Source organism: Exiguobacterium sp. s160 (assembly GCF_018617575.1).
In the GTDB taxonomy this organism is placed as follows: Bacteria; Bacillota; Bacilli; order Exiguobacteriales; family Exiguobacteriaceae; genus Exiguobacterium; species Exiguobacterium aestuarii_A.
On record NZ_JACSKK010000002.1, the window covers coordinates 20,462 to 44,603 of the forward strand.

Consider the following 24,142-nt stretch of genomic DNA (forward strand, 5'->3'; position numbering starts at 1 on the left):
GTTATGCCTCCGAAATCCCGTTCGCCAACAGCAACAGGAAAATCCAAATCGACAGTGGAATGATCAATCCAATCGTCGCAAGAATTGTGTATATTTTGACGACTGGATCTTTCCAAAACAATCCCCAAATCAATGTGACGAACAATCCGAAATCAATCACAATATACACCCAGATGACCGGCATCATCTCAAGGTTCGGAAACACCCGTCCGTTCAGCGTGAAGAATGTGATGACCGTCAAGATGAAGAGTCCGAGCGTCGCATATAGCGGTGCAAATCGCTTCTTCATACGAGTATCGCCTGTTTCCGTTTCACCATCTCCAAGCAACGGCGAACACACGTATCGACATAGCCATCAAACTGGTGCGGCAAGAACATGGTGTACGTCCCCTCTTCTGTCATCGCCGTGTCTCGCTCGATTTTTTCAATCAATTCATCGAAAGCCGGATCCCCTTTTAATCGTTCGAAATCGAACTCCCCTAGTCGTCTCGACAGGCGAGCATTATAGGCATCAAAATCTGCATAGTAGGCAGCCTGTTTCTCTGGATTTTGGGTAATGATTTCTTTCAACCAACTCTTGTAGAATCCTTGCAACCAAATCTCATCCGCGACGAGATGGGCGTAGTAGCCGAGTCGAAACGAGCGGTCCTCTCCCTCGCTATCACGCCAGTACTGTTCGAAATCGAGACGACGCGACAAATCGTCGTGTCTTCCCGCATAGTAATGCGAATCTCCTTTTTCGGTCGTCGCGTCCGGCGCAAGACTTCCGAGTGTGAATGCAACCTCATCGAGTTCTGATAACCCGTTTACCATCTCGTTCGCGATGACGAGATGCATCAAATGTGAGCCCATACCGACACCCTCTTTCCCACATTATTCCATCAGTCATTTCTCTAGACAACCTGAATCATTATTTGGTAGGATGACTTTACTAAACGGTCAGTAAAGTAAAAGTGGGGTGTGAATCGATGAGTAAAAAACAATTGTTGTTGCAGACGGCCGCCCAGATGATTCGAGAGGACGGCATCAGTCAGTTGTCACTCGAACGATTGGCGACGAAAGCAGGAATCACGAAAGCCGGTGTCCTTTATCATTTTGATAGCAAGGCCAACTTATTGCGTCAGATGAACGAGATGGCCATCGAGACGTTCGAAACACGAATCATCGACCATTTGTCGGATGGTCCGTATCCATTCACTCGTGCTTATGCCCTCGCTACATTGGATGATGTCGACCATGGGGACACAGATCTCATCGCTGTCTTCATCTCGTCACAAGAAGATGCGGCGAGCGAGTCGATTTGGAGCAACGTCTCGACCGGTTGGAACGAACGGTTCGCAGCCGACGGTCCCGACCAAGATGCGATTTTAAAACTCCGTCTCCTCTGTGACGGCTTTTGGTTCGCCGCCCTGTATGGATATAGCGAATCGTTCAAGGATCGTGCGGCGACACTTATCCGAGAAGCGTGTGACGAGTTACTTGAAGGAGGTGGCTGACATGGGATTCATCTATTTGATTGAGGCCATCGTTTCCGAACTATTCGGATCGAGCATGTTGAAAGTGAACGCCACCTCGACAAATCGACTTCCGATTCTCGGGGTCGCCGTCGGCTACGGGACGGCGTTTTATTTGTTATCACTGGCGCTCTTCACAATCCCGCTCAGCTTCGCCTATGCGTTTTGGAGCGGTGTCGGGACGGCGCTCACGGCTGTGATCGGCTTTGTCGTCTTCCACGAAAAAGTGAGTCGTCAAAAAGTTACCGGAATTGCGCTCGTGATCATCGGGCTCGTCTTTATGAAATTGTGAGGTGATTGAAGATGAAAGCTTATTTTTTACTGTTCTTTTCCATCGCATTCGAGGTACTTGGGACGTCGATGTTGAAGCTATCGGACGGATTCACGAACTTTGTGCCGAGCGTCATTCTTTTAGTTAGTTTCGCCGCCTCATTCACCCTCATGGGCATCGTCTTGAAGACAATCCCGCTCAGTATCGCCTATAGCATCTGGGCCGGACTCGGTACGGTGGCGACGGGTCTAATCGGCGTGTTCGTATATGGAGAAGTCCTCTCCGCATTGAACGGGATTGGTCTGTTATTGATTGTCCTTGGGGTCATCGTGATGAATCAACAACGAAAAGAGGTTGTCACATGAACGAGTTGGCATATCATCTTCAAACACTGGAAGAAGCGTTGCTGACGACGGAAGTTCGACAGTCGACGGAGCGCTTACGTGAACTGTTGACCGACGATTTTTTTGAAATCGGCAGCTCAGGACGTGTCCTGTATCAAGACTGGGATCAAACGACACTCCAAATCGATCCGATTGAGGCGGTGTTATCCGAATTCACTATGCATCCGTTGACGGAAGGACACGTTTTGGTGACGTATCGTCTCGTTCAACCGAAACTAAATCGTGTGACACGTCGCAGCTCGATTTGGGTACTCGTGGACGGTCTTTGGAAGATGCGTTTCCATCAAGGAACGGTCGTCCCCTCAGAAGCAACTTGATTGCCGAACGTCTTCACCTTCCGCTACTCTGAAAAGGAATCTAGGCGTGACGAAAGGGGCAATTTTCACATGAATATTTTACTCGTAGGGGCAAGCGGCACGGTCGGTCAGGCCGTCGCAAACGAATTGGAGAAAACACATACAATCATCCGAGCTGGGCGTAACGGAGCGGACGTGCAAGTCGACCTCACTTCTGAAGACAGCATCCGTCAGATGTACGAGACAGTCGGTCGCGTCGATGCGGTCATCAGTACGGCGGGCAGCACGCATTTCGGTCCACTTTCCGAGATGACACCAGCGGATAATCAGACGAGTATCGACAGCAAAAGTGAACTACTCGCCACTTATTTGCTTCGCAAATTGAAGGGGGAGCTTCTTGGGAAGATCGTGCTCTTACCAGCCACGATTGTTTACCAAGCTCGTCGGGTGGTTCCCACCCTGAAGGAATTCGTTTTAGTTTGCCAACATCAACAGGTTGATGCTCGCGTTGATGTCACGGTCATGATGCGCGCCACAAGTACACGTCCATTCACGGACATCCATCGCCTTCTTCTCGCCTTTCACGCCGCAAGTGGAACAGATCTGCGTCGATGCGTACCAGGGGTCTGCCTTGATGAGCGTCCGTCCGTAGAAGTTTGACTTGTACTCGAGTTGACGGACGAACTCGTGCCAGCTGACGTCCCCGATGGACTTGGCGAGCTTATGGTTTTGCATCATGTCCTTCGACTTCAATGTCTCCACGACGATGACTTGGTTCTCGTCAACGATCCGTCTCGACAGCTTGTGAAGGAAGTCCTTGCGTTGGTTCGCGATCTTTTCGTGTTTCTTGGCGAGGATCAGCCTGGCCTTCTCACGGTTCTTGCTCCCGATCTTCTTGCGTGACAGCGCGCGTTGCGCCTTCTTGACCTTCGCTTCGGATTGTCGAAGGAAACGTGGGTTTTCGATTTTCTCCGAGACCATCGCGTCGTTCGTCATGACGGCGAAATGTTCCAAACCGAGATCGATCCCGACCTTGTTCTCGGCTGGAATCCATGGTGCATCGTCCTGTTTGACGAGGATGGAGATGAAGAACTTGCCCGTCTTGGTTATCGAGACCGTCGCCGACCGGATGACGCCCTCGAACGGGCGATGTTGTGTGAACCGCACGAACCCGACCTTCGGCAGACGGACCTTGCCCGCCTCGATGCGGATCGTGCCATGCTGGTTGTTCGTCGTGTAGGAGGCGCGCGACCGCCGTCTCGATTTGAACACCGGGAAGCCGCCCGTCCCGGCGAAGAACTTCGCGAACGCGGTGTCGAGGTTCAGCTTTGCGTTCGCGAGCGCCAGGCTGTCCGCCTCGGCGAGGAACGGGAACAGGGGCTTGTAGGAGGCAGGTGTCGCCGGTTTCCGTCTCGTTCCACTCCCTGTTTTCGCCTCCTCGCGGATGGCGATCCGGTCCTCGAGCAGCTTGTTGTAGATGAACCGGGTGCAGCCGATCGTCCGGACCAAGAAATCGGCCTGTGCCGGCGTCGGATGGAGCCTGTACGTGTAGCCTTTCAGCATGTCCGTCCCTCCTCCCTCCAGAAGATTGTGATGTGTCCTCCTCATCCGATACCCGCGGAGGGGGAGGGAGAATCTGACGGAATGACGAACTTTTGTTCGTCATATCTGTCACAGGGAGAGCAGACTGTTGGACCGGGCGATTCATCTCCCACCTACGCCGGGCTACGCCCCGAGACGCTTAGAGGAGGGAGAATTCTCGCCTGATTTAGTTAAAGGACAGGTCAACCTCGTCCTTCTCGGGCTCGATCATGTGAACGATGGTGGTAGCTTCACACTGACGAGCGGAATCTTGATGGACGACCCCATCAAAGAAGGCGCATCGGCCGCACTAGCGAACGGGGCCATCAAAGGATTCGTGACCGGTGCGGCGATTGAGATGCCACGGGGCATCCGCATCAACAACGTCAGCCCGAACGTCCTCGTCGAAGCACTCGATGCGTATAGTCCTTATTTCCGTGGTTACGAGGCGGTACCGGGTGAACGGGTCGCCCTCGCTTATGTGAAGAGCGTCGAAGGCGCGCAGACTGGACAGACGTACGAAGTGTATTAACCTTGAAGCATCTCCTCAGGAGGTGCTTTTTCGTACCTTGCACTTTATTTTGTCTCCCTCGTCCGGAAGATTCCGCTATACTCGGGGCATCTTATGCCCGAGAAAGGTTGAAGTTTCATGAAAGACAAAACGTTTCGCACCCTTTATCATATCCCTCCCTCTTTCGTCGAACACCCACTCCAAAAGCGCGTCCTTCAGGCGATTGGTCGTCCTCAGGAATCGATGGTCGAGGTCATCTTCCGCGTCGGTGGGTTCGGCACCTATGATGTGAGTACGATCACCTTTTTTGAGAGGGGCACCGTCCTTCGTCACATCGAGCGGTCCGACCGATCCATCACCGAGCCCTTTGAATTCGAATACTATGAGGGCGATGAGGCGAAACAGATGCGTGTCGCGTTTCACCTGCTTGGAACGAATTGGTGGCCAACCGTTTTCGAAGAACTCGAAGGTGTTCGAACGCTAGACGGTACGCAGTGGAACCTTAGCGTATACGCTAACGGAAAACTCATTCATGAACATAGCGGTAGTAACGCCTATCCTGACCAATGGAGACAATTGACGCAGCTATTCTGTATTTCTTGACGAACGACAAAGGGAGCATCCGCGATGGATGCTCCCTTTCGTCAGAGTGCTTGAATCATTTCGACCCGATTGCCGAACGGATCCCGGAACTCGAATCGATCGAATCCTGGGATTGGGATGCCTTCGGAGTATACAATCTCGTTTTCTATGAGGGCCGCCTTCCAATGACCTAAATCCGTCACAGCATACGCGATATGCGCTTTCGTCTTCTGTCGTTCGACGCCGTCCTCAGTACCGAACGGAACGGTCGCCGACCTGAAGCCAAAATCCACCGCGCTCTTTCAGTGAGTCCGGCTTCTCGATTTCACGTAGACCGAGAAAATCGCAGTAGAACGCCTTCGCTTCTCGTTCCGCTCCAGTTGGAATCGTGAGCTGTACATGATGAATCCCTGTAATCATGCTTCATTTCCCCTTCCGATAGGTCAATCCGATGTACTGCATCTTCTCGTTAAACAGACGCGGATATGCCAAGTAACCGACGAGTGTCGCCGAAATGGAAGCAGTCGTCAAAATTAAGAACAGAATCAAGAGTTGATACAGTACCGCTTCCATCGGGTCAGCCCCACCGATGATGAGACCGCTCATCATTCCCGGTAGCTGGACGAGCCCCATCGTCTTTTGTGCCTCCACGGTCGGGATCATGCTCGTGCGAATCGCATTCTTCAAGCTACGGTCGATGGCCACTTTCGGTGTCCCGCCGAGTGAGAGGATGAGTTCGATGACATCGTCACTCCGCTCGACCTCGTCTTTGAACTTGTTCAGGAAGAGGAGCGACAACACCATGCTGTTCCCGATGACCATCCCGCTGATGGGAATGACCTTCTCCGGTTCAAACGGGATAATGCCGAGCCCGAGCATGAGACCCATCGTCAGCGCTTCGATCGTCACGAGCGTCAAGACGATAATCCACATGATGCCTGGAATCCCGTCCCCTTTCCGTCGGATATTCTGTGTCGCGGCGACAATCATGAGTAAGATCATCAACAGCATGAAAATCGGACTGTCGCTCTCAAAGACGAACGTCAAAATATAGCCGATGATCAGCAGTTGAATGATGGAACGGACGGTCGCAATGATAATATCTCGCTCGAGTCCGAGTCGTAGGACGAGCGTCAAGGCAAGCGGGATGACGACGAAGATGAGCGCTGTCGCGAGTTCAATGTATGACATCAATCTTCCCCCCTGACGAATTGTTGGATGACCGGATCGTCCGATTCATCAATGAACGATGCGTCCCCATACGCAAGCAGTTCCCCGTCTTTCAAGAACCACATGTCGTCACTCACCCGCCGCGCCTGGTCTAAGTCATGGGTGATCCAGATGACAGTCACACCGTACGATTGTTGCAGTTTTCGGATGAGTCGCTCAATCTCTTTCACCGTCCGATAATCGAGGCTCGCCGTGATCTCATCGAGCAAGAGCACGTCCGGTTTATTGACGAGCGTCCGTGCTATGGCGACCCGACTTCGTTCCCCACCCGACAGTGATTTGACGGGTTGGTCGAGGAGCGCCTCACTCAAATCGACGCGATGGAGCAACTCGGCAGCCCGGTCGCGGTCGAGTGTCTCGTCGAAGATGGCTTTCGGAAGATTCAAGTTGTCGTACACCGTCCCTTGAATCATCGGCGCGCTTTGGAACGCCATCCCGATTTTTTTTCGCAGTTCGAGGATGTCCATCTCCGCGATATCTTCCCCTTTAAAAAGAATCGTGCCTGTGTCTGGTGACAGCAATCCGTTGATATGCTTCAGACACGTCGTCTTGCCGGCGCCGCTCGGTCCGACGAACGTCGTGATTCTCCCTTCCCGAAACGTCCCGGACACATGGTGCAGGATGTCTTGATGACTCACATCTTTAAATTCAATGATTGACATGCTTCTCTCGCCTCCTGGTTCTAGTGTACAAAAAAGAGAGGATGAGGTGGTCAAGAATGCAAAATCATTCAAACGTACTCTGTTACTCACTGTACAAATCTATCCTTTTGTAATACAATGTAATACAAAAGGAGGCGATTTTATGGGAACTATTTCAGTTCGCTTAGATGAAGAAGATGCAAGACTTATTCGAGAGTATGCAAAAACAAAAAATTTAACCTTGTCCACACTTGTCAGAGACGCCGTTTTGGAACGGATAGAAGATGAGCTTGATTTGAAACTTTATCACGAAGCAATGAAAGTCCATAAAAAACAACCTGAAGCCATCTCATTTGACGATATGATGAAGGAATTGAATGCTGAATGAAGACTTATCAAGTCTTGTTCGAGCGCAGCGCTCAAAAGAAGCTAAAGAAAATGGATCCACAGCAATCAAAAATCATTATGGCATGGATTAAGAAAAATTTAGTTGGTACTGATGACCCACGACGTCATGGAAAGGGCTTAGTTGGAAATCACTCTGGTGAATGGCGCTATCGTATCGGAGATTATCGCTTAATCGCTGATATCCAAGATGAAAATATTATCATTCTTATTCTAGAAATTGGACATCGAAGAGATATCTATTCGTAATATCCATTTCTCATTTCTTATCTTCCACTCCTCTTCTAAATTATTTCTTTCAAAACATAGTCATCTCAGACCGAAATGAACATGTTTATCGTGCTTAAACATGTTCATTTATCCTTAAACATAGTCATTTTCACTCAAAATGACCATGATTCTTTTCGTTACAGATGAAACAAACAAAGCGCCCGAACGTTTCTATACGAAACAGTCGAGCGCTTTTGTTAGTTATAATTCCGTTCGATGACGAAGCTCGTCTTGTCCCCACGGAAGTACGAGCGTGAATATTCAATCGCTCGTCCCGACTCATCCTCTGTCACGGTTTCGATATGAAAACATGGTGACCCGAGTGGACAGTTGAGGAGCGTACTCACCTTCTCGTCAGCAAGGGCAATCTCCAATGCCTCTGTCGTCTTCGCGACATGGACATCATGGACTTCAGCGAGTGTTCGGAAGAGCGAATGCTCTGCCTGTTCTTTCGTGATCCCCGGTGCAATCTTCCACGGGATGAATGAGACCTCATACTGTGTCGGTTCCCCGTCCGCATGACGAATCCGCTCAATCTTTTGAATCGGCGCATTGTCCTCTGCTTCAAACACTGAAGCGATTTGACCGGATGCCGAGATGACGGAGATGTCGATCAACGCGACTTGACCACGCTTCCCTTGAACGGCGAGCTGGGCCGCATAGTTGTTCGGTGTATACGACAACGTCTGTTGTACTTTCTTTCCGGCGACGAACGTGCCGCGACCTTGTTGACGGACCAAATACCCTTCCGTCGTCAACTGATTGAGGGCGCCACGCACCGTCGTTCGGCTCACATCGAACTCCTCGCAAAGCGCGTACTCGGTCGGAAATTTCTCCCCTTCTTTATAATGCCCACTTTTGATGCGGGACAACAATTCATCCTTGATTGCGGTTTGGAGCGTCGATTGCGACATATCTCCATCTCCTTTACGTTAGGTTGGTTCCTTTATTGTGATACAGCAAGCATACAATTGCAAATACAAAAAACTAATTGTATTATTTGTATTTTTTATATTGCCGAAAGTTGTACTATTTGTTATATTTGTTACGACAAAAAGAAATCGCTTTCAAAAGGAGGAGTTGACACCATGGCAGTCAAGGTCGTCATCATCGGCGGTGGGTCTAGTTACACCCCGGAAATCATCGAAGGATTGATTGATCGGCAAGCATCGTTCCCCGTTCGGGAGATCGTGCTCGTCGATATCGAAGAAGGGAGGGAGAAACTAGAGATTGTCGGTCGTCTCGCAAAACGGATGATTGAGAAGGCAAATGCCAAGATCGCACTCAGTTGGACGCTCGACCGAAAAGCCGCGCTCGTCGGCGCAGATTTTGTTTCGACACAGATTCGGGTCGGCGGACTTAAGGCACGTGCGCTCGATGAACGCATCCCGCTCAAGCATGGCTTCATCGGACAAGAGACGAACGGCGCAGGTGGATTATTCAAAGCGTTCCGCACAATCCCCGTCTTAATCGACTTGGCCAATGAAGTCGCCGAGATTTGTCCGGACGCCTGGCTCGTCAATTTCACCAATCCGGCGGGCATCGTCACCGAGGCCGTACTCAAGCACTCATCTCATAAGAAGGTCATCGGTGTCTGCAACATCCCGTTCAACATGCGAAACTCGGTCGCAGAGATTCTCGAGACGCCGGTCGAACAAGTCGCGATTGAATTTATCGGATTGAACCATTTCGTCTTCGGTCATCACGTCTGGGTCGACGGCGTGGATCGGACGGGTGACGTCCTTGCCTCGCTCAACGCTGGGAACGATTACTCGCCAGCGAACATCGTCGGTCTCGGATGGAGCGAATCGTTCTTATCGTCACTCGGCATGTTACCAAACCCGTACCACCAGTATTATTTCCAGACGAAAGACGTGTTGAAAAAAGACCTCGAGGCGTACGAACAAAACGGCACCCGTGCCGAAGTCGTTCAACAAGTCGAGGCGCAGTTGTTCGAGAAATATAAAGACGTCGACCTCGCCGTCAAACCGGAAGAGCTTGAAAAACGTGGAGGCGCCTACTATTCAGACGCCGCCTGCAATTTGATGGACTCGATTCACAATGACCGTGGCGACATCCAGACGGTCAACACGCTCAACAACGGAACGATTCGAGACTTACCAGACGACGCGGTCATCGAAGTGAACGCCGTCATCACGAAGTCTGGCCCTCGTCCGATCTCAATCGGGACATTACCGCTCCCGATTCGTGGACTCATTACGAACTTAAAAACGTTTGAACAGCTCGCCATCCAAGCGGCTGTATCCGGTTCTTACGAGGACGCCTACCTTGCCTGCCTCATGAACCCGCTCATCCAAGACGAGAAACGGATCGACCCGCTTCTCAAAGAGCTGTTCACAGCGCACGAGGCGTACCTACCCCAATTTAAGAAGGAGGTTTATTCATGAACAAGTTTATTGAAATCGCGGGACGTATCGGGTCCCAAAGGCACTTAGTCGCCATCCGTGACGGGTTCGTCTCCGTCATGCCACTCATCATCGTCGGGTCGCTCGCTGTCCTCATTAACAACTTCCCTGCTGTCAACATCGGTAGTCTCTCGCTCGATTTCGTCGGCTCGATGAACAGTCTATTCGGCGAAGGAAATTGGCAAGGACTCGGCGGAAGTATTTGGAACGCGTCCTTCGCCATACTCGGACTGCTGATTGCTTTCTCCATTGGGTATAACTTGGCCCGTTCGTACGGAATTGATGGGCTCGCGGCAGGGATCTTGTCGCTCGCCTCATACATCATGCTCGTACCGGTCACTGCTGACTGGGGTCTTAGTTTCGCTTGGCTCGGTGCCCAAGGGCTCTTCGTCGCCATCATCGTATCGATTGCCGTCACGGAAATGTTCCGCTATCTCATCAATACGAAACTGACAATCAAGATGCCAGAAGGTGTACCAGGTGGGGTCACACGTTCGTTCCAAGCGCTCATCCCATCGATGATCATCTTGACAGTCGTCGCAGGATTCCAGCTTTTCATGACGCTCGTCGTCGAGCTCAGTGTATTTGAAGTCATCTTCAAGGCGATTCAACAACCGCTCCAAGGTTTCGGAGATTCGCTCCCAGCTGCCCTTGTCATCGCGTTCTTGAACCACATCCTTTGGTTCTTCGGGCTTCACGGGACGAACATTATCGGCGCGGTCATCGAACCGGTCTATCTCCCACTCATCGAACAAAACTTGGCTGCTTTCCAAGCCGGAACATCAGCGTTTGATGTGCCATATACGGTCACAAAACCGTTCTTGGATGCATTCGTCTTCATGGGTGGATCGGGTACGACGTTCGCGCTCTTGCTCGCGATTTTCATCGTCGTCCGGAAACAACGGAATCACCCATATCACCAAGTGGCAAAACTCTCGACACCAGCCAGTCTCTTTAACATCAACGAACCGGTCATCTTCGGTCTTCCAATCGTATTGAACCCGATCATGCTCGTACCGTTCATCTTAGTGCCGGTCACGCTCACGATTATCTCGTACGTCGCCCTCTCGACAGGGATGGTTCCGAAGACGGTCGCCATCGTTCCTTGGACGACTCCACCGATCATCAGCGGATACCTCGTCACTGGCGGTAGCGTCCGTGGTGTCTTGCTTCAAATCGTCAACTTGTCGATTGCGACTGCGATGTATATTCCATTCGTCATGGCAGGAGCAAGAGCGATGACAGCCGAAATTAACAAAAACAAAGCTGCAACTGAGGAAGGAGAAAAGATTTCGTGAAAACCGAAACGATTCAAGAACTCTCGTTTATGATTATTTTGCACGCCGGCAATGCCCGTTCGTCGGCATTCGAAGCCATCGCTGCGGCAAAACGCGGTGAAGCGGACGAGGCGACAGCCAAATTAAAAGAAGCCGATACGGCTTTTCTAGACGCACATAAATTACAGACAGAATTGTTACAAGAAGAAGCACGGGGGACGACGAGCGATATGAGCGTCCTCCTCGTCCACGCCCAAGACCATCTCATGACGGCGATGACGGTGAAAGAACTCGCTGTCGAAATGATTGACATGATCACCCGTTTGAATCGATTGGAGGAAACAACATGAACATCTTACTCGTCTGCTCGGCAGGTATGTCGACATCGATCTTAGTGGAAAAAATGCGGAAAGAAGCTGCGAATCGTGGAATCGACGCGTCGATTGACGCCATCCCCGAGTCTCGTTTGAAAGAACAGACGAACGTCGACGTCATCTTGATTGGACCACAAGTCCGTTACCTTGAAGGGAAAATCAAATCGTCCGTCGACGTACCGGTAGCGGTCATCGACAATATGGCGTACGGGATGATGAAAGGTGACCTCGTCCTTGACCAGGCACTCGGTCTCGTCAATGCCTAAGACGTTCGTCTTGGTCAACGCTGATGATTTCGGATTGACGACAGGTGTGAACGCCGGCACCTTGGAGAGCCATCTGAATGGAATCGTCAATTCGGCGACGATGATCATGAACGGGTATGCCGTCGAGGAAGCGGTCAGACTTGCAAAACAACATCCGTCGCTCCGCGTCGGGGTCCATCTCGTCTTGTCATGGGGCAAACCGCTCGCCGACACGAGTGCGCCCCTTACAAAAGAAGACGGCACGTTCCGCTACACGAGCCGTTTTTTGACCGAGACACCACCTGATCCAGAGCTCGTCTATCTCGAGTGGAAAGCCCAAATCGAGGCGTTTCTTGCGACAGGTCTCCCGCTCGACCATCTCGACAGTCATCACCATGTTCACGGTTGGCCGGTCCTGCATGACGTCATCATTCGTCTCGCTGAAGAATTTGACACGACGTTTCGGGCCTTAACGACGCTCGGGTCGCGCCGGGACTTGTGGGTGACCGAACGGTTCAGTGATCAATTTTACGCGGACGGTGTCTCCCATGCGACGCTCGACGCCATCGAACCTGGAGGGTCCATCGAAGTGATGGTTCATCCGGCCGACATCGACTATCATCTTCCGAGCATCACCTCTTACCTTGTGCCACGCCTCCTCGAAAAACAGGTGTTGGTCGACTATCAGCGCCCCGATTGGTGGGCATGATAAAAGCGGGTTCCCTTGTTGGGGACCCGCTTTTTCATAGGTCAAACGCTCGTTGAATCTGCGTCGCTGTCTCTTCCGGACTTAGATTCGTGTTATCGATACGAAGATAATGCTCGACATCCATTTCCCCTGGACGCGAGTTCAAGCGATACATCGTCGCCGTCTGTTTCAGTTCCGCCTCGGACCAGGCGATGTCACGCTTCGACGGTTTATGGGTGAGGCGGTTCTCCGTCGTATTGCGCGCGAGCCGCTCCTCCATCTCTGCCTCGAGCTCGACATAATAGATGTCCGCCCCATGTGATTCGAACAAATCCGTCACGTTTTTCACGTAATCCCAGTCCTCCTGCATGTCAAACGCCCAGACGAACGTGAAAATCATGCCGGGTAGATCACTCTTGGCGACCGCTTCGAATAGTTCTTGGCGAAAGTGTTGAACAAGTCGTTTCCCTTCTGCCGTGCCGTAATTGAAGAACGGTCCGACAAGGTCGATCGTCATATGGTTATGGAATAATTTGAGCCCGGTCCGGTCGGCGAGTGCCTGTCCGACGGTCATTTTACCGACGGCTTGCGGACCGAATAAGATGATGAACTTCATTGAATCTCCCCCTGCGCTGAATCATTTTGTTCATCATACTAAAATAGATATAGAAAATCATACGATTGATCAAATTTTCCACGGAATGATCGAAAAGAATCATTTGACCGACCGATTAATTGGTTGTTTCGACGATTTACGCAACCGATACAGCTTTTGAAGATTAAGAAATGTGACTTTTAACACGGCGTAGAAAGGAACAGCAAGCAACATACCTACAATACCGGCTAATCGACCTGCGACGAGTAAGACCAAGGTGATTGTGATGGGATGGACCCGTAACGATTTCCCTTGTACAAGAGGAGAGATGACATTGGCATCTACTTGTTGGATGATGGTAATCGCGATGATGACATAGATCGCTTTGACCGGTTCATCGATGAACGCGATCAAAACAGCTGGAGCGGCCCCGAGAAAAGGACCGAAATAAGGAATGATATTCGTAGCAAAAATAAAGATACCGAGCGGCAAGAAGAACGGGACATCGAGTAACCAGAGCGCAATCGTCGCAAAGAAGCCGACGAACGTACAGACGATCAACTGGGCCCGAACGTAACGTTTGATTGTTTGGTGCATATCCCGAAGAATTTGCCGAGCGTCTTGTTCATAGGCTTCTGGAATCCAGCGAACAATCGCGCTCGCCAATTTCCCACCGTCAATCAACATAAACACATATAAGAACAAAGCAATAAACAGGGTGAACAATCCCGAGATGATGAAAGCAAGGACCCGCCCTAGTGAACCTGCGACATTCCCGATGACCATTCCCATCGTATCCGTCAATTGACGAATCCACGTATCAATCGAGGTTTCGTTTTGATTGATATATTCCTGGAACCAGGCATACTCTTCTAAATTTCTATAGAGACTGACCAGTTGTCGATAACTCGCTTCCGCCACTCGAGGAAAAGCATCGAGTAATGCGAAGAGTTGTCGGGTAATGATGGGACCGAGCGTAATGACAAATAAGACCATGATGAGCAAGAGCAACAGGAGAATGATAAGAATCGCAAACGACCGACGTTTCAACTTCACCTCTAACCAATCAACGAAACCGACAGTGAGATAGAACAAAACGCCCGCAATGAGAAATGGGGTCAATACCGTAGCGAAGAAAATACCGAGTGGATAGAAAATAAATTCGACTTGATTCAACATAAAAATAATCGTGAGAACGAGCAACACCCAAATCCCGTTACGAAAGGCTGGGGTGAGCCAGAAGGGTTGCATGACGTGCCTCCTTTCGTCCGAAGTATACCTATTTTTCCCCGTTTTCAAAAAAGCACTCCCTTACAATTTTTAATAAAACACCTTCCAAAATATTTGTTTACCTCTTTCCAATTGAAGGAATAAGCATAACATCGAACTTTTTAGAAAGAAGGTGCCCCCGTGACTTGTCCCCACTGCGGAAAGAAGACACGATCGAAAACGGTCTGTCCGACGTGTGGCCGCCGCTCACGTCGCACAATTTGGTTACTCGTCACCCCGCTCGCCATTGCACTCATCGCTTTTGCCGCTTTCATTGGAAACGCCTATTTCACGGATATGTTGCGTTCGACCGACTCGCTCGCCGATCAGGTCGACTTACCGATTGGTGAGGATACCGTTTCTGCTGACGAAGCAACGACCGCCGACTTCGATACGTTACAGGACAGCCTCTTTACCGTCAGTTACGGGACCGGCTTTTTGGTCAGCTCCCGCGACGTCGTCACTGCGGCCTCGAACGTAGCCGGCTTGACGAACATCATCATGTACCATGACGGACAGGCCGTCTCCGGAACAGTCGTCGGTCGTACGAGTTTCATTGCCGTCATTCGCATCGAAGAAACCGACAAAACACCGTTCTTGCTGACGCAAGCCATCGCCGCAGAAGATGAAAACCTTATCACATTGACCATGAAGGAACGCATGAATGGTACGGTCACATTCGCAGAGAACGGCTACATCCGAAACTTTGAATTGCCACGTCATGCGTATGGCAGTCCGCTCCTTTCAGCATCCGGTCGGGTCGTCGCGATTCATTTACGAGGGATTGCCTTACCGACCGCCTTGTTCGAACGAGATCTCCGTACGTTGATCGATTCAGACGTAGCCGCGCCACCACCGGTCGAACTCGCACCGGTCGAGCCGATCCGACCTGATTTGACAGAAGAACCGGTCGTCATCCCAGAAGCTCCAAGCGTTCCAGAGACAGAGCCTGAACTACCGCCAGCGACTGAACCGGAAGCACCTGCTGAAGAGAACGTCGAGGAAGAGGTGGTAGCAGAAGAGACCGAACCAGCTACACCTGAAGTCACTCCTGAAGAACCAACAGAACCACCTACAGAGCCAGCAGAACCAGTTGATCCACCGGAAACGGAAGAGCCGATCGAGGATGACCCTCCGGTGACAGAACCAGAAGTGCCTGCTGAACCCGAGGAGCCGGTCGAACCTGAGGAGCCAGTTGAGCCGGAGGAACCGACCACACTTGAACCAGATGGTGAAGACGACTCCATCGTCGAGGACGACCCGGTCACGGAAGAAGATGTGGTGGAAGAAGAAAATGGTGAAGAAAACGACACAAGCACACCATCCGAATGATGGTGTGCTTGTCATTTGTCTTGCGTGAATCGTCGTTGCAAATTACCGAGCACGGCCCCGAGTCCGAGGAGCAAGATGGATAACGCCCAAAACGGCAGCGCGTCTTGCAATAACCAGACGACGAGGGCACTGAATCCAATCACGGCTCCGAGCCACAAAAAATTACGTTGTCCCATATGGTTCACCTCGTCCTCATCATAACACATCGATGCGATGCGCCGTCGTCTGCGGCGGCAGGGAACGCGTCATCCGTTCATCGTGCTCGACTCTTACATATTGACCGACAAGAAGTGGTGTTTCTTCAGGAAATGGTTCCTCTAGGTGAAACACGATGCCGTCGAATGGTTCTGCCACCCGTGACGGAGCGACCCGGATCTTCCTTTCCATCACTTCTGCGATATAACCTGTGAACGTCGCCATGTCCTCCCCTCCTTTTCATGCCTTACTTTCCATTTCCCGTTTTTCAAAAAGATGCTACTCCCACGTTTCGAGAACAAGTATAATAAAGCCACACCTATATTCGTGAGGAGGAGATCACATGACGCACACCATCGATTTACACAGCCCAGACTTCCAACGCACGTTTCTTGAGATGATGCTCCTCGCAGAATTAACAGATGCGTATAACACAGAAGCAATTACGGCACTTGCGACACGTGGCGAGACGGCTTTCCCAGAAGATCCATTCTTTCCTGCGATGCGCGCCTATCCGTATATTCGTGAAGGGAACACCGCAAAGGCAAAGGAGTGGCTCGATCGAGCAAGCGAACTCGGTGACCACTTTATCCTTCACATGCTGAACGGGATTGTCAGCGAAGATACGGGCTTCACGTTCGAGGCGGAGCAGCATTTCCTCCGAGGTGTCGAACGCTATCCTGACGTTCCGCTCATGCACCGTGCCATCGCCATTCATTACTTCGAGCGGAAGTTCTACGGAGAGGCCGGCCTTCACGTCATGCATTACGTCCGCCTTGCCGGACTCGGACCGGATACCGTCCCGATGCTTCTCGAGTTTTTCCAAGTATTTGACGATATTCCAATCGAGATGGTCGATGAACTGATGAAAACGGCGAGCGGCTATTTGACGGCCAATCCGCATGACTCGCATGCCCATTCTCTATATGCCGCCATCTGCAGTCAACGTTTCGCTTCCCTCTCCGCCGGACTTGAAGACGAGGACCCGCTCACCGAAGAGATGATTTGGATGCTCCTCGAAGTCGAGAACCACGGGATGTGGAGTGCCACATATGACCGCAGTGAAGACCGGACGTTCCGCCACATGTTTGCGGATTATGTGAACAACGTCATTCTCCCGAACACGTCACAGTTTTATGTATTGCGCCTTCGGATGCGTTATTGGACACGCCGCCTGACACACCGCTTCACAGGTGGCTACACTGTCCCGATGTCATGAAAAAATCACGCCACAAAATGGCGTGATTTTTTAGGTTATCCGGCGTACGGTTTAATCGGTCCGCGTAAACTGAACGAATAGTCCTCTGGATCGACAATCCCGACGACTTCATCCCCTTCGAGAAGGTCATACAAGAACTCAGCCATTTCGCGTGCCGTATGATATTTCGCCACGTTCTCACTATAGTCGAATCCTTCCGTATCGCGTGCCCGGTCGGCAAAGCTCGTCTCGGTCGCAGCCGGTGCGAGCACTTTCGCCCGAAGCTTCGCGCCACTATTCATCAATTCTTGTGCGAGCCCTTCCGTATAAGCACTCACGTAAAACTTCGTCGCACAATACGTGACCGAGTTTGGCACGATGCGATAGCCACCGACAGACGACACGTTCAAGAGCTGTGCTCCCTCAACATCGTGGTAGTCGCGGACGTATAGACTCGACAAGACCGTGAGCGCCTCAATATTCAGGCGAATCATATTCTCAATCTTGCCTAAATCGACATCTTTGATGAGGTCTGCGTCTCCGAAGCCGGCATTGTTGATCCACGTCTCGATATCAAGGTCGGCGAGTGATTCATATAGACCATATACGTTCTCACTGTATGAGAGGTCCGTCGATTTGATGATGACGTCACTTTCTGACGAGATCGATTTGATTTCGTCTCGCAGCGATTCGAGCTCATCTTTTCGTCTCGCGACGAGGACGAGTGACTTTCCTTTTTCAGCGAGCAGCTTCGCTGTCTCATAGCCAATTCCTGAACTTGCTCCTGTAATGACGGTATATTTCATGTGATCCACTCCCTTTTTTTCGTTTACCCTGTTTTCATTTCCCTACTTTCTGCTTCATGAATCGTCTCGATGTGAATGAAAAAAAGTCCTGACTCCGAAGAGACAGGACTTCCCTCACATTATGTTGTGAACTTACCAATCAATGTCTGTAAGTCGCTCGTCATATTTCCGAGTGACTCGGCGACGCCGTTCAATTCTTGAATCATCGCAAGTTGTGCGTCAGAAGTTTCTCCGACCGAACGCATCGTTCCGGCCATCGCTTCACTGTCTTGTGACATTTGAAGAGAGGATGTCGCGACTTGCTTCATCGTCTTCGCAATCTCGCTTGACGCGATGCGGATGTGCGATGTGTTATCGACCGACGTCTCGAGTTGACGGACAATCTGTTCGAACGCACGTGTCGCTTGTTCAAGTAACTTTGAATTCGTTTCGACACGCTTAGCACTGACGACGTGTTGGTCGAGGACGGCATTCGATTGCGCCTGAATCGACTCAATCAGCCCAGCGATTTGTGTCGCCGATTGTTTCGACTGCTCCGCGAGTTTACGCACTTCTTCTGCGACGACCGCGAATCCTTTTCCTTGTTCGCCGGCACGTGCCGCTTCGATGGCCGCGTTCAGCGCCAACAAGTTCGTCTGATCGGTGATCGATTGGATGACTTCTGTGATGAGGGCGATCTCATCCGACTGTTGTTTCAATGCCGAAATCGACTCTCCAGTGAGACGTGTCTCTCGCTCAAGCGCACGCACCTCGTCTTTCGCCTGCGTCATCGTCGCTCCACCTTCTTCAGCGAGTTTCAAACTTTGTGACACATCATCATCAATCGAACCGATTGAACCGGCGATTTGACCGATGCCTTCGTCCGCAGCTGCCACGGACCGCGCTGAATCACTCGCTTCTTTCGCCTGGGCGACCGTTTCTTCCACGACCCGGTCGATGAGGCGAGTCGTCTCTTCCGTCTGTGACGCCATCTCTTCTGTGCTCGCATACAGCTCTTCAGATTGTGCTGTGATTTCTTGTGCGTTTTGTGTGACACGGTCAATCAATTCGCGCAAGTTTCCTTTCATTCGGTTGAAGCCGGTCATCAACTGTCCGATTTCATCTTGTGTGAGTGCCTCGAGGTCTGCACGTGTCAGATCACCTTCTGCGACCACGGCCACTTCTTTCGCTAAAAAGCGTAACGGTGCCGTCACCATTCGACTGATCGCGTACCCGGCCCCAACCATCAACACAACACTCACGATGGCGATGACAATCGAATACAAGAAAGCACGCTCACCCGCCTGTTGGAGTTCCGCTTGCATCGCCAACATGTCTTTCTCCGTTTCAGCTTGAAGCGCCTCTCCTGTCGACGAGATCGACTTTGTGACGTCCGGCATGAGGCGGAGCGTCAAGCGATCGATTGCCTCTTGGTCATTCGCATCGATGGCGGTGATTGCTTGTGTCGCGAGTACATCGTATCCGGTCGCATATTCCAGCAATGCTTCAAACTCGTTCCGTTCAGCTTCATTGTCTGCGAGTTCAATCAATGATTCGATGGCCGTTTTCTTTTCTTCTCCACCTTGGATAATTTGTTGTTTGCGTTCATCATCCTGAACTAAGACATAACCACGGACTCCATATGCTTGACGTACCATTCCGAGCGCCAAATCGTCCGCTGCTTTCATTTTCATGACATCGTTTGAGATCATCTGCTCATACTGACTCGTCATGCGTTCAAGCGTCCAAAGGTTGTATCCCATCCCGACGAACGTCAAGATGAGGAGCAATCCGATGCTCGCCATAATTTTTTTGGACAACGTCCATTTGTTGAATACTGTTTTCACGACTTACGAGGAGTCTTCTCCTCTTCCACCTCTTTTTCTCTTTTTGTTTAAGTACTGCCTTTTCTATATCGGACATCACACCCTAATTTGTACCAACAATTTGAAATTCATAAATGCATTGACCTACCTTTCGAAAAGACAGCAAAAAAAGAACCAGACATACGCCTGGTTCTGATTACTGCTTATAGTTTAAATTGAGCGACGCGATTCGATAGTTCGCTCGCGCGTTTTTCCGTCTCACTCATCTTCGCCTGGACATCATTGAAGCGTTCGACCGAAAGTTGAACTTTCTCTGAGATCGACTGCGTTCCGTCCGCGCCTTCTGTCACGGTCGTCGCCACTTCTTGAATGACGCCGAGAATGTTGTCCGTCATATGTCGGAGTTGAAGCGCATTGCCTTCGAACGTTTTCGCCGTCTCGCCGAACACCGTTGCGTCTTGTTCATACTGCGTCGCAGCCTCTTCGAGACGATCGTAATCGGCCATGACTTTCGTGTTCAAGAACGTCAGCATGTCAGCCGAACTCGTGTTGAGGCGCTCGACCGAATCGATGACCGTGTTTGATACGTCACGAATCTCGTTCACCGTCTGACGTGAGTTTTCTGCAAGTTTACGGATTTCAGAAGCGACGACCGCAAACCCACGACCCGCTTCACCCGCTCGTGCCGCTTCAATCGATGCGTTCAATGCGAGCAAGTTCGTCTGATCGGCGATGGCGAGAATGGCCGTCGTCAAGACGCGAATCTCTTCGACAGACTGTGCTCCCTTGATCGCTTCCGCGAGTTCAACTTGTTTCTTCTCGATAATCGTCACGGCCTCCGTCTTCGAGACGACAGCCTGTTCACGCATTTCGTGCGCGCGTGTCTCGACACGTGTCGCCGTTTCAGCACTATCGTTGGATAAGTCGACGATGGAATCGATCGAGCTTCCCATCTCGGTCGTCGAAGCACTCATCTCTTGCGAAGATGCTGCCGTTTCTTCCATCCCAGCCGTCAATTCTTCGACCGTTCCAGATGTTTCTTCCATATAGTGACTGAGTCGCGTCACTTCAGCAGATACGTCTTTTGAAGAGGACAGGACGACTTTCGCCGTCTCATCGACATCAATCATAATTTCGCGGAGTGTTGCGAGGAACGTGTTGAACGAGCGACTCACTTGGGCAATCTCATCGTTCGACGTCACCGGGATTGTCATCGTCAAATCGCCGCCCTGCGTCGCAAGCTCATCGAAGCGAGTCTGCAGTGTCTGCATCGGTCGGATAATCGAGCGTAACAAACTGAGTCCGAGGAATAACAGAATGACCACGGCTCCGACCGTCACGGCGACGAGCGCCATGAGCGACTGCATGAATTCACGTTCCATGTCCTGTCCGACACGCTGTGATCCTTCTGAGTTGTATGCGACCAGATCACTTAGTTTTTGTGTGAAGTTGTCATATGTCGACTGCGACTGAGCATCGTAGTATGAACGTGCCATGCCCGTGTTTCCAGTCGTACTGAACGTCAACATGTTGTCTGAGACACGCTGATACATCTCCCATTGACGTGAGAAGTTATGGAAGAGTTCTTTGTCCTCTTCATTCACGGCTCTTTCTTCATACTTCGGCGCAATCGTATTGATTTCATCCCGAATCTCTTTCATTTGCGTCATCAATTCTTCTTTTTGCGTTGCATCCTCTGTCACGATGTGATCAAGTTCGAGCGTGCGATAGTTTGCTGCGAGCGTGTTCAGTTCATGGGCGTAGTCGAGCCCTTTGTTCCAGTTGTTGACGATATCGTCCGCTTGACGGTTCGCGTCGTTCATCGAAAATAGTGCATACCCACCGACGCCAATGACCATCACGAGTGAGATGATGACGAGTCCCCACAATTTTTGACGAATCGTCAAGTTCTTGCCGACGTTCGCCCCGAAAGATGTCGTGCGTTCACGCTTCTCTCCACGTTTTCGTTTGAGCGTCGGTTTCCACGTCCATGTCGGTTTTCGTTTGATCCGACTGAGTGTCTTAGACCAGATTGATTTCCATGCCATCTATGTATTCCCCTCTCAATCATGCAGTGTTTCCTATACTATCGACAATTTTCTGAAAATAGTGAAGGGGATTGACCAAACTTAAAAAAGGCGACCCCAATTGCAAGAGTCGCCAGCCAACAGATTATTTTGCACTCAATACTGTCTGCGTGCCTTCAATCATTTTGATTTCCGTCCATTCCATCACGTTTTTCGCAAGTGGATCGTTGGCGACCATGAAGTCCGCCAATGCTTCGATTTTTTGTGAGTCGACGGGTTGCTTCACATTGTTGAGACGGAAACGAACGACCTTATGGAATGCGTCTAAAAATGAGATTTCAAGTTTTGTGTCAGTCATGAGTTATGTCCTCCTTAGGGTATGGGTTAGACTAAATCGTATTCGCGGATGATGCCGAGGTCTGCGTCTTCTTGAATCACTAAATCAATCAAGAGACGACCGAACGCGTTGACCGTATCGGCCGTGAGGTCGGCACGAACTGGACCGAACCGTTGTGCTTTTTTCGTCGGTTTTGCCGTTTCAATGTCGTGGTGTGTCGTCAAGACGAGTGTCGCTTTCTTTTCCGTTAAGACAGCCATAGGGGGATGGCTCCTTTCAATGGGGGATTAGGTTTCTGATAAGGTCGAATCATCCATGCGCTCGAGGAGCTGGATCATCCGATCGAGCTTCGTCTCGATTCGATGAAGCAAATAGAGCGAAACGACGATCGGGAACCCGAGATTCGAGATGAGTTCGGGCCAACTCATGTGACCACCTGCTCATCATGCCAAATGTCGGTGCCGGTACGAGTGAGGTTTTGCATAAGTCCTCCGTGTTAATACACGATCGATTCTTTAGCGACGACGTAATTGACGGATTCGACATCGATGAGTGCCGTCAGTAAATCTCCGAACTGCCGCATCAACGTCTCATCCATTTGACCGCCGAGCGGTCCGAAGCGAACGAGCTGCTTCTTCTCTTTCCCATCTACAAGTCGACGAGCGTCCAAATAAAACATCGTCGCCACTTCTTCGTAAGTTGCCATCTGTCTCACCTCCTTCGCCCTTATTAACCGCTTACAAGAAAAATGTGCTCAAACTATTTTCAAGGTGTCTTCAAGACGAAAGTCCCATATTTTCTGAATTTTTATTCATTTTTCAATTTTTTACTGCGCCACTTGAGTTTTGATACCAATTAGGGTATCTTAATGTTCGACAGACATCGTTCAAAATTACGCCAAAAGTCCCATGAATCATTTCCCCACTTTGAAAAAACTGTAAGTTAAAATCTTGAAAATGGGGTACGATACGTAAGAAGACATTTTGAAATGACCAGTCAGTCTTGAAGAAGGAGATCCATCATATGAACAGCTTAGACCTCGCACGTACTACTTCTATTCCTTCCGCTCAACACGACTTCGACCAGGCCGACCTGACGTTTTCAGCGACCGAATGGGATACATACCGACCGGAACAAGGAAAACCAATCTCGTATAAAGAGCAACATTTGATCGTCTATCCGCTCAAAGAATTGAGCCGTGCCTTTAGTGTGGCCGGCATTCCACGCAGCCAACAACAGTTGATTAAATGGGAGACAGATGGCGTATTGCCAGCTACCCCGTTCACGTTCGGCCGGAAGCGATTCTATACGGAAAATCAGATTCGTACCATTGTCGACATCGCATTAGAATGCGGATTGCGTCCACGGACACATGTCAAAAAGACAAACTTCTCGGAATTGGCGCATCATGAATTGACGTACATATTACAACTCGAACTGAACGCCTATGAAGCGCCTGTCGTCTGAGCAGGCAAAAGCCATCCGCCATGATGCTCATGACGAATGGCTTTATTTGTTACCAATTTTGAATGATCGGATCTGGTACGTCCTCGCGGGAGACTTCGTCATACGACGTGACGGTGTCCCCGTCCCTAACGTATAATCGCAAATACGCACCTTCTCGAAGTTCTTTTCCTGCGGTAAACGTGACTTCTTTCGACTCCCCTTCTAGTGTATACGCGGGTTGCGTGTACACGTACCGTTTCATCACATCCCCATTTTCAAGTGTCGTCTCCTCCACGTCACTCGGTGTTTGGACTTCCACAAACAAGGTGTCTTTTCCAAATCGATTCCAATCCACTTGCAATAAACCCGCGAGGAGTAGGATGGCAAGTACTCCCATTCCAATCCATTTCTTCATCT

33 protein-coding genes and 3 pseudogenes are annotated in these 24,142 nt (G+C 50.5%); 17 read left to right on the forward strand and 19 right to left on the reverse strand.

What is annotated here, in order from left to right; all coding sequences use genetic code 11:
* Position 1: 1 nt before the first annotated feature.
* Together KNO86_RS06020 and KNO86_RS06025 are read right to left on the reverse strand one after the other, a co-directional pair.
* Positions 2-289, reverse strand: a complete 288-nt coding sequence (locus KNO86_RS06020) for a hypothetical protein (protein ID WP_214694083.1) — start codon at positions 287-289, stop codon at positions 2-4.
* Positions 286-852: a zinc dependent phospholipase C family protein gene (locus tag KNO86_RS06025; protein ID WP_214694085.1), complete on the reverse strand. Its 567-nt coding sequence runs from the start codon at positions 850-852 to the stop codon at positions 286-288. The genes KNO86_RS06020 and KNO86_RS06025 overlap by 4 nt, the downstream gene beginning before the upstream one ends.
* A gap of 116 nt (positions 853-968) precedes the next feature.
* On the opposite strand from KNO86_RS06025, the gene KNO86_RS06030 reads away from it, so the two are divergent.
* From KNO86_RS06030 to KNO86_RS14705, 5 genes and pseudogenes are all read left to right on the forward strand, one after another.
* Complete coding sequence (locus tag KNO86_RS06030; protein WP_214694087.1) at positions 969-1,496, forward strand: TetR/AcrR family transcriptional regulator; 528 nt, start codon at positions 969-971, stop codon at positions 1,494-1,496.
* A gap of 1 nt (position 1,497) precedes the next feature.
* Positions 1,498-1,806 (forward strand): DMT family transporter, encoded by a 309-nt coding sequence (locus KNO86_RS06035; protein ID WP_214694089.1) that lies wholly within the window; start codon positions 1,498-1,500, stop codon positions 1,804-1,806.
* A gap of 11 nt (positions 1,807-1,817) precedes the next feature.
* The gene (locus KNO86_RS06040) at positions 1,818-2,150 is read left to right on the forward strand and encodes a DMT family transporter (protein ID WP_214694091.1); all 333 of its coding nucleotides are present in this window, start codon (positions 1,818-1,820) and stop codon (positions 2,148-2,150) included.
* The gene (locus tag KNO86_RS06045; protein ID WP_214694093.1) at positions 2,147-2,506 is read left to right on the forward strand and encodes a nuclear transport factor 2 family protein; all 360 of its coding nucleotides are present in this window, start codon (positions 2,147-2,149) and stop codon (positions 2,504-2,506) included. The genes KNO86_RS06040 and KNO86_RS06045 overlap by 4 nt, the downstream gene beginning before the upstream one ends.
* Positions 2,507-2,575: 69 nt before the next feature.
* A pseudogene (locus tag KNO86_RS14705) lies at positions 2,576-2,794 on the forward strand (NAD-dependent epimerase/dehydratase family protein); the annotation flags it as partial.
* 165 nt (positions 2,795-2,959) lie between these two features.
* Here the strand turns inward: KNO86_RS14705 and tnpB are convergent.
* Complete coding sequence (tnpB, locus tag KNO86_RS06055; RefSeq protein ID WP_214694095.1) at positions 2,960-4,048, reverse strand: IS200/IS605 family element RNA-guided endonuclease TnpB; 1,089 nt, start codon at positions 4,046-4,048, stop codon at positions 2,960-2,962.
* A 208-nt stretch (positions 4,049-4,256) separates the two neighbouring features.
* Here tnpB and KNO86_RS06060 point away from each other — a divergent pair.
* A pseudogene (locus tag KNO86_RS06060) lies at positions 4,257-4,598 on the forward strand (Rossmann-fold NAD(P)-binding domain-containing protein); the annotation flags it as partial.
* Between the two features lie 117 nt (positions 4,599-4,715).
* A complete protein-coding gene (locus KNO86_RS06065; protein WP_214694099.1) occupies positions 4,716-5,180 on the forward strand; it encodes a hypothetical protein in 465 nt (154 codons plus the stop codon).
* A 41-nt stretch (positions 5,181-5,221) separates the two neighbouring features.
* Here KNO86_RS06065 and KNO86_RS06070 read toward each other — a convergent pair.
* The 3 genes and pseudogenes from KNO86_RS06070 to KNO86_RS06080 form a co-directional block, all read right to left on the reverse strand.
* Positions 5,222-5,579 (reverse strand): annotated as a pseudogene (locus KNO86_RS06070) (VOC family protein).
* A 3-nt stretch (positions 5,580-5,582) separates the two neighbouring features.
* The gene (locus tag KNO86_RS06075) at positions 5,583-6,350 is read right to left on the reverse strand and encodes an ABC transporter permease (RefSeq protein ID WP_074035973.1); all 768 of its coding nucleotides are present in this window, start codon (positions 6,348-6,350) and stop codon (positions 5,583-5,585) included.
* Complete coding sequence (locus tag KNO86_RS06080) at positions 6,350-7,051, reverse strand: ABC transporter ATP-binding protein (protein ID WP_214694101.1); 702 nt, start codon at positions 7,049-7,051, stop codon at positions 6,350-6,352. The genes KNO86_RS06075 and KNO86_RS06080 overlap by 1 nt, the downstream gene beginning before the upstream one ends.
* Positions 7,052-7,193: 142 nt before the next feature.
* On the opposite strand from KNO86_RS06080, the gene relB reads away from it, so the two are divergent.
* Together relB and KNO86_RS06090 are read left to right on the forward strand one after the other, a co-directional pair.
* Positions 7,194-7,418 carry a type II toxin-antitoxin system RelB family antitoxin gene (gene relB, locus KNO86_RS06085; RefSeq protein WP_214694103.1) on the forward strand — a complete coding sequence of 75 codons (225 nt, stop codon included), beginning with the start codon at positions 7,194-7,196 and terminating at the stop codon, positions 7,416-7,418.
* Positions 7,415-7,684 carry a type II toxin-antitoxin system RelE family toxin gene (locus KNO86_RS06090; RefSeq protein ID WP_159562856.1) on the forward strand — a complete coding sequence of 90 codons (270 nt, stop codon included), beginning with the start codon at positions 7,415-7,417 and terminating at the stop codon, positions 7,682-7,684. Before relB ends, KNO86_RS06090 begins: the two co-directional genes overlap by 4 nt.
* A gap of 218 nt (positions 7,685-7,902) precedes the next feature.
* Here KNO86_RS06090 and KNO86_RS06095 read toward each other — a convergent pair whose 3' ends face one another.
* Positions 7,903-8,619: a GntR family transcriptional regulator gene (locus KNO86_RS06095; RefSeq protein ID WP_214694104.1), complete on the reverse strand. Its 717-nt coding sequence runs from the start codon at positions 8,617-8,619 to the stop codon at positions 7,903-7,905.
* 174 nt (positions 8,620-8,793) lie between these two features.
* On the opposite strand from KNO86_RS06095, the gene KNO86_RS06100 reads away from it, so the two are divergent.
* From KNO86_RS06100 to KNO86_RS06120, 5 genes are read left to right on the forward strand one after another with little or no spacing between them, the layout of a single operon-like run.
* Positions 8,794-10,113 (forward strand): 6-phospho-beta-glucosidase, encoded by a 1,320-nt coding sequence (locus KNO86_RS06100; RefSeq protein WP_214694111.1) that lies wholly within the window; start codon positions 8,794-8,796, stop codon positions 10,111-10,113.
* Complete coding sequence (locus tag KNO86_RS06105) at positions 10,110-11,429, forward strand: PTS sugar transporter subunit IIC (RefSeq protein ID WP_214694113.1); 1,320 nt, start codon at positions 10,110-10,112, stop codon at positions 11,427-11,429. Before KNO86_RS06100 ends, KNO86_RS06105 begins: the two co-directional genes overlap by 4 nt.
* A 29-nt stretch (positions 11,430-11,458) precedes the next feature.
* Positions 11,459-11,758, forward strand: coding sequence for a PTS sugar transporter subunit IIA (locus KNO86_RS06110; RefSeq protein ID WP_214695105.1), 300 nt, complete (start codon positions 11,459-11,461; stop codon positions 11,756-11,758).
* Positions 11,755-12,048 (forward strand): PTS sugar transporter subunit IIB, encoded by a 294-nt coding sequence (locus KNO86_RS06115; RefSeq protein WP_214694114.1) that lies wholly within the window; start codon positions 11,755-11,757, stop codon positions 12,046-12,048. Before KNO86_RS06110 ends, KNO86_RS06115 begins: the two co-directional genes overlap by 4 nt.
* Positions 12,017-12,736 carry a carbohydrate deacetylase gene (locus tag KNO86_RS06120; RefSeq protein ID WP_251126943.1) on the forward strand — a complete coding sequence of 240 codons (720 nt, stop codon included), beginning with the start codon at positions 12,017-12,019 and terminating at the stop codon, positions 12,734-12,736. The genes KNO86_RS06115 and KNO86_RS06120 overlap by 32 nt, the downstream gene beginning before the upstream one ends.
* A 34-nt stretch (positions 12,737-12,770) precedes the next feature.
* Here the strand turns inward: KNO86_RS06120 and KNO86_RS06125 are convergent, their stop codons facing one another.
* The gene (locus KNO86_RS06125; RefSeq protein ID WP_214694116.1) at positions 12,771-13,331 is read right to left on the reverse strand and encodes an AAA family ATPase; all 561 of its coding nucleotides are present in this window, start codon (positions 13,329-13,331) and stop codon (positions 12,771-12,773) included.
* Between the two features lie 99 nt (positions 13,332-13,430).
* Entirely contained in the window at positions 13,431-14,561 is a 1,131-nt protein-coding gene (locus KNO86_RS06130) for an AI-2E family transporter (protein WP_214694117.1), read from the reverse strand.
* Positions 14,562-14,720: 159 nt separating this feature from the next.
* Between KNO86_RS06130 and KNO86_RS06135 the strand changes: the two genes are divergently transcribed.
* Positions 14,721-15,911: a S1 family serine peptidase gene (locus KNO86_RS06135; protein WP_214694119.1), complete on the forward strand. Its 1,191-nt coding sequence runs from the start codon at positions 14,721-14,723 to the stop codon at positions 15,909-15,911.
* An 11-nt stretch (positions 15,912-15,922) separates the two neighbouring features.
* On the opposite strand, the gene KNO86_RS06140 is transcribed toward KNO86_RS06135, so the two are convergent.
* A complete protein-coding gene (locus KNO86_RS06140; protein ID WP_214694121.1) occupies positions 15,923-16,087 on the reverse strand; it encodes a hypothetical protein in 165 nt (54 codons plus the stop codon).
* 19 nt (positions 16,088-16,106) lie between these two features.
* Positions 16,107-16,331: a YobA family protein gene (locus KNO86_RS06145; RefSeq protein WP_214694122.1), complete on the reverse strand. Its 225-nt coding sequence runs from the start codon at positions 16,329-16,331 to the stop codon at positions 16,107-16,109.
* A 118-nt stretch (positions 16,332-16,449) separates the two neighbouring features.
* Between KNO86_RS06145 and KNO86_RS06150 the strand changes: the two genes are divergently transcribed.
* A complete protein-coding gene (locus tag KNO86_RS06150) occupies positions 16,450-17,325 on the forward strand; it encodes a tetratricopeptide repeat protein (protein WP_214694124.1) in 876 nt (291 codons plus the stop codon).
* 35 nt (positions 17,326-17,360) lie between these two features.
* Here KNO86_RS06150 and KNO86_RS06155 read toward each other — a convergent pair whose 3' ends face one another.
* The 7 genes from KNO86_RS06155 to KNO86_RS06185 all read right to left on the reverse strand — a co-directional run bounded on the left by KNO86_RS06155 (position 17,361) and on the right by KNO86_RS06185 (position 22,985).
* Positions 17,361-18,110 carry an SDR family NAD(P)-dependent oxidoreductase gene (locus KNO86_RS06155; RefSeq protein ID WP_074036282.1) on the reverse strand — a complete coding sequence of 250 codons (750 nt, stop codon included), beginning with the start codon at positions 18,108-18,110 and terminating at the stop codon, positions 17,361-17,363.
* Positions 18,111-18,229: 119 nt separating this feature from the next.
* A complete protein-coding gene (locus KNO86_RS06160; RefSeq protein WP_353047683.1) occupies positions 18,230-19,936 on the reverse strand; it encodes a methyl-accepting chemotaxis protein in 1,707 nt (568 codons plus the stop codon).
* A 182-nt stretch (positions 19,937-20,118) separates the two neighbouring features.
* Positions 20,119-21,963 carry a methyl-accepting chemotaxis protein gene (locus KNO86_RS06165; RefSeq protein WP_214694126.1) on the reverse strand — a complete coding sequence of 615 codons (1,845 nt, stop codon included), beginning with the start codon at positions 21,961-21,963 and terminating at the stop codon, positions 20,119-20,121.
* A 124-nt stretch (positions 21,964-22,087) separates the two neighbouring features.
* Positions 22,088-22,300 carry a DUF2922 family protein gene (locus tag KNO86_RS06170; RefSeq protein ID WP_074036279.1) on the reverse strand — a complete coding sequence of 71 codons (213 nt, stop codon included), beginning with the start codon at positions 22,298-22,300 and terminating at the stop codon, positions 22,088-22,090.
* A gap of 26 nt (positions 22,301-22,326) precedes the next feature.
* Positions 22,327-22,539: a hypothetical protein gene (locus KNO86_RS06175; RefSeq protein ID WP_074036277.1), complete on the reverse strand. Its 213-nt coding sequence runs from the start codon at positions 22,537-22,539 to the stop codon at positions 22,327-22,329.
* Positions 22,540-22,566: 27 nt separating this feature from the next.
* Positions 22,567-22,707: a YvrJ family protein gene (locus KNO86_RS06180; RefSeq protein ID WP_214694127.1), complete on the reverse strand. Its 141-nt coding sequence runs from the start codon at positions 22,705-22,707 to the stop codon at positions 22,567-22,569.
* Positions 22,708-22,775: 68 nt separating this feature from the next.
* Entirely contained in the window at positions 22,776-22,985 is a 210-nt protein-coding gene (locus KNO86_RS06185) for a hypothetical protein (protein WP_214694129.1), read from the reverse strand.
* Between the two features lie 317 nt (positions 22,986-23,302).
* Here KNO86_RS06185 and KNO86_RS06190 point away from each other — a divergent pair, with 317 nt between their 5' ends.
* Positions 23,303-23,746, forward strand: coding sequence for a MerR family transcriptional regulator (locus KNO86_RS06190; RefSeq protein WP_214694131.1), 444 nt, complete (start codon positions 23,303-23,305; stop codon positions 23,744-23,746).
* Positions 23,747-23,795: 49 nt separating this feature from the next.
* Here the strand turns inward: KNO86_RS06190 and KNO86_RS06195 are convergent, their stop codons facing one another.
* On the reverse strand, positions 23,796-24,140 hold the full coding sequence (locus tag KNO86_RS06195) for a YxeA family protein (RefSeq protein ID WP_214694132.1): 345 nt from the start codon (positions 24,138-24,140) through the stop codon (positions 23,796-23,798).
* Positions 24,141-24,142: the final 2 nt, after the last annotated feature.

What these genes read in the sequence shown, in the direction of transcription:
- KNO86_RS06075 (WP_074035973.1), bottom strand. Translation starts at nt 6,350, where the DNA reads ATGTCATACATTGAACTCGCGACAGCGCTCATCTTCGTCGTCATCCCG.
- KNO86_RS06020 (WP_214694083.1), bottom strand. Translation starts at nt 289, where the DNA reads ATGAAGAAGCGATTTGCACCGCTATATGCGACGCTCGGACTCTTCATC.
- KNO86_RS06175 (WP_074036277.1), bottom strand. Translation starts at nt 22,539, where the DNA reads ATGGCTGTCTTAACGGAAAAGAAAGCGACACTCGTCTTGACGACACAC.
- KNO86_RS06150 (WP_214694124.1), top strand. Translation starts at nt 16,450, where the DNA reads ATGACGCACACCATCGATTTACACAGCCCAGACTTCCAACGCACGTTT.
- KNO86_RS06115 (WP_214694114.1), top strand. Translation starts at nt 11,755, where the DNA reads ATGAACATCTTACTCGTCTGCTCGGCAGGTATGTCGACATCGATCTTA.
- KNO86_RS06185 (WP_214694129.1), bottom strand. Translation starts at nt 22,985, where the DNA reads ATGGCAACTTACGAAGAAGTGGCGACGATGTTTTATTTGGACGCTCGT.
- KNO86_RS06105 (WP_214694113.1), top strand. Translation starts at nt 10,110, where the DNA reads ATGAACAAGTTTATTGAAATCGCGGGACGTATCGGGTCCCAAAGGCAC.
- KNO86_RS06100 (WP_214694111.1), top strand. Translation starts at nt 8,794, where the DNA reads ATGGCAGTCAAGGTCGTCATCATCGGCGGTGGGTCTAGTTACACCCCG.
- KNO86_RS06125 (WP_214694116.1), bottom strand. Translation starts at nt 13,331, where the DNA reads ATGAAGTTCATCATCTTATTCGGTCCGCAAGCCGTCGGTAAAATGACC.
- KNO86_RS06090 (WP_159562856.1), top strand. Translation starts at nt 7,415, where the DNA reads ATGAAGACTTATCAAGTCTTGTTCGAGCGCAGCGCTCAAAAGAAGCTA.
- KNO86_RS06025 (WP_214694085.1), bottom strand. Translation starts at nt 852, where the DNA reads ATGGGCTCACATTTGATGCATCTCGTCATCGCGAACGAGATGGTAAAC.
- tnpB (WP_214694095.1), bottom strand. Translation starts at nt 4,048, where the DNA reads ATGCTGAAAGGCTACACGTACAGGCTCCATCCGACGCCGGCACAGGCC.
- KNO86_RS06035 (WP_214694089.1), top strand. Translation starts at nt 1,498, where the DNA reads ATGGGATTCATCTATTTGATTGAGGCCATCGTTTCCGAACTATTCGGA.
- KNO86_RS06155 (WP_074036282.1), bottom strand. Translation starts at nt 18,110, where the DNA reads ATGAAATATACCGTCATTACAGGAGCAAGTTCAGGAATTGGCTATGAG.
- KNO86_RS06170 (WP_074036279.1), bottom strand. Translation starts at nt 22,300, where the DNA reads ATGACTGACACAAAACTTGAAATCTCATTTTTAGACGCATTCCATAAG.
- KNO86_RS06195 (WP_214694132.1), bottom strand. Translation starts at nt 24,140, where the DNA reads ATGAAGAAATGGATTGGAATGGGAGTACTTGCCATCCTACTCCTCGCG.
- KNO86_RS06165 (WP_214694126.1), bottom strand. Translation starts at nt 21,963, where the DNA reads ATGGCATGGAAATCAATCTGGTCTAAGACACTCAGTCGGATCAAACGA.
- relB (WP_214694103.1), top strand. Translation starts at nt 7,194, where the DNA reads ATGGGAACTATTTCAGTTCGCTTAGATGAAGAAGATGCAAGACTTATT.
- KNO86_RS06190 (WP_214694131.1), top strand. Translation starts at nt 23,303, where the DNA reads ATGAACAGCTTAGACCTCGCACGTACTACTTCTATTCCTTCCGCTCAA.
- KNO86_RS06145 (WP_214694122.1), bottom strand. Translation starts at nt 16,331, where the DNA reads ATGGCGACGTTCACAGGTTATATCGCAGAAGTGATGGAAAGGAAGATC.
- KNO86_RS06095 (WP_214694104.1), bottom strand. Translation starts at nt 8,619, where the DNA reads ATGTCGCAATCGACGCTCCAAACCGCAATCAAGGATGAATTGTTGTCC.
- KNO86_RS06180 (WP_214694127.1), bottom strand. Translation starts at nt 22,707, where the DNA reads ATGAGTTGGCCCGAACTCATCTCGAATCTCGGGTTCCCGATCGTCGTT.
- KNO86_RS06065 (WP_214694099.1), top strand. Translation starts at nt 4,716, where the DNA reads ATGAAAGACAAAACGTTTCGCACCCTTTATCATATCCCTCCCTCTTTC.
- KNO86_RS06040 (WP_214694091.1), top strand. Translation starts at nt 1,818, where the DNA reads ATGAAAGCTTATTTTTTACTGTTCTTTTCCATCGCATTCGAGGTACTT.
- KNO86_RS06130 (WP_214694117.1), bottom strand. Translation starts at nt 14,561, where the DNA reads ATGCAACCCTTCTGGCTCACCCCAGCCTTTCGTAACGGGATTTGGGTG.
- KNO86_RS06030 (WP_214694087.1), top strand. Translation starts at nt 969, where the DNA reads ATGAGTAAAAAACAATTGTTGTTGCAGACGGCCGCCCAGATGATTCGA.
- KNO86_RS06140 (WP_214694121.1), bottom strand. Translation starts at nt 16,087, where the DNA reads ATGGGACAACGTAATTTTTTGTGGCTCGGAGCCGTGATTGGATTCAGT.
- KNO86_RS06045 (WP_214694093.1), top strand. Translation starts at nt 2,147, where the DNA reads ATGAACGAGTTGGCATATCATCTTCAAACACTGGAAGAAGCGTTGCTG.
- KNO86_RS06110 (WP_214695105.1), top strand. Translation starts at nt 11,459, where the DNA reads ATGATTATTTTGCACGCCGGCAATGCCCGTTCGTCGGCATTCGAAGCC.
- KNO86_RS06080 (WP_214694101.1), bottom strand. Translation starts at nt 7,051, where the DNA reads ATGTCAATCATTGAATTTAAAGATGTGAGTCATCAAGACATCCTGCAC.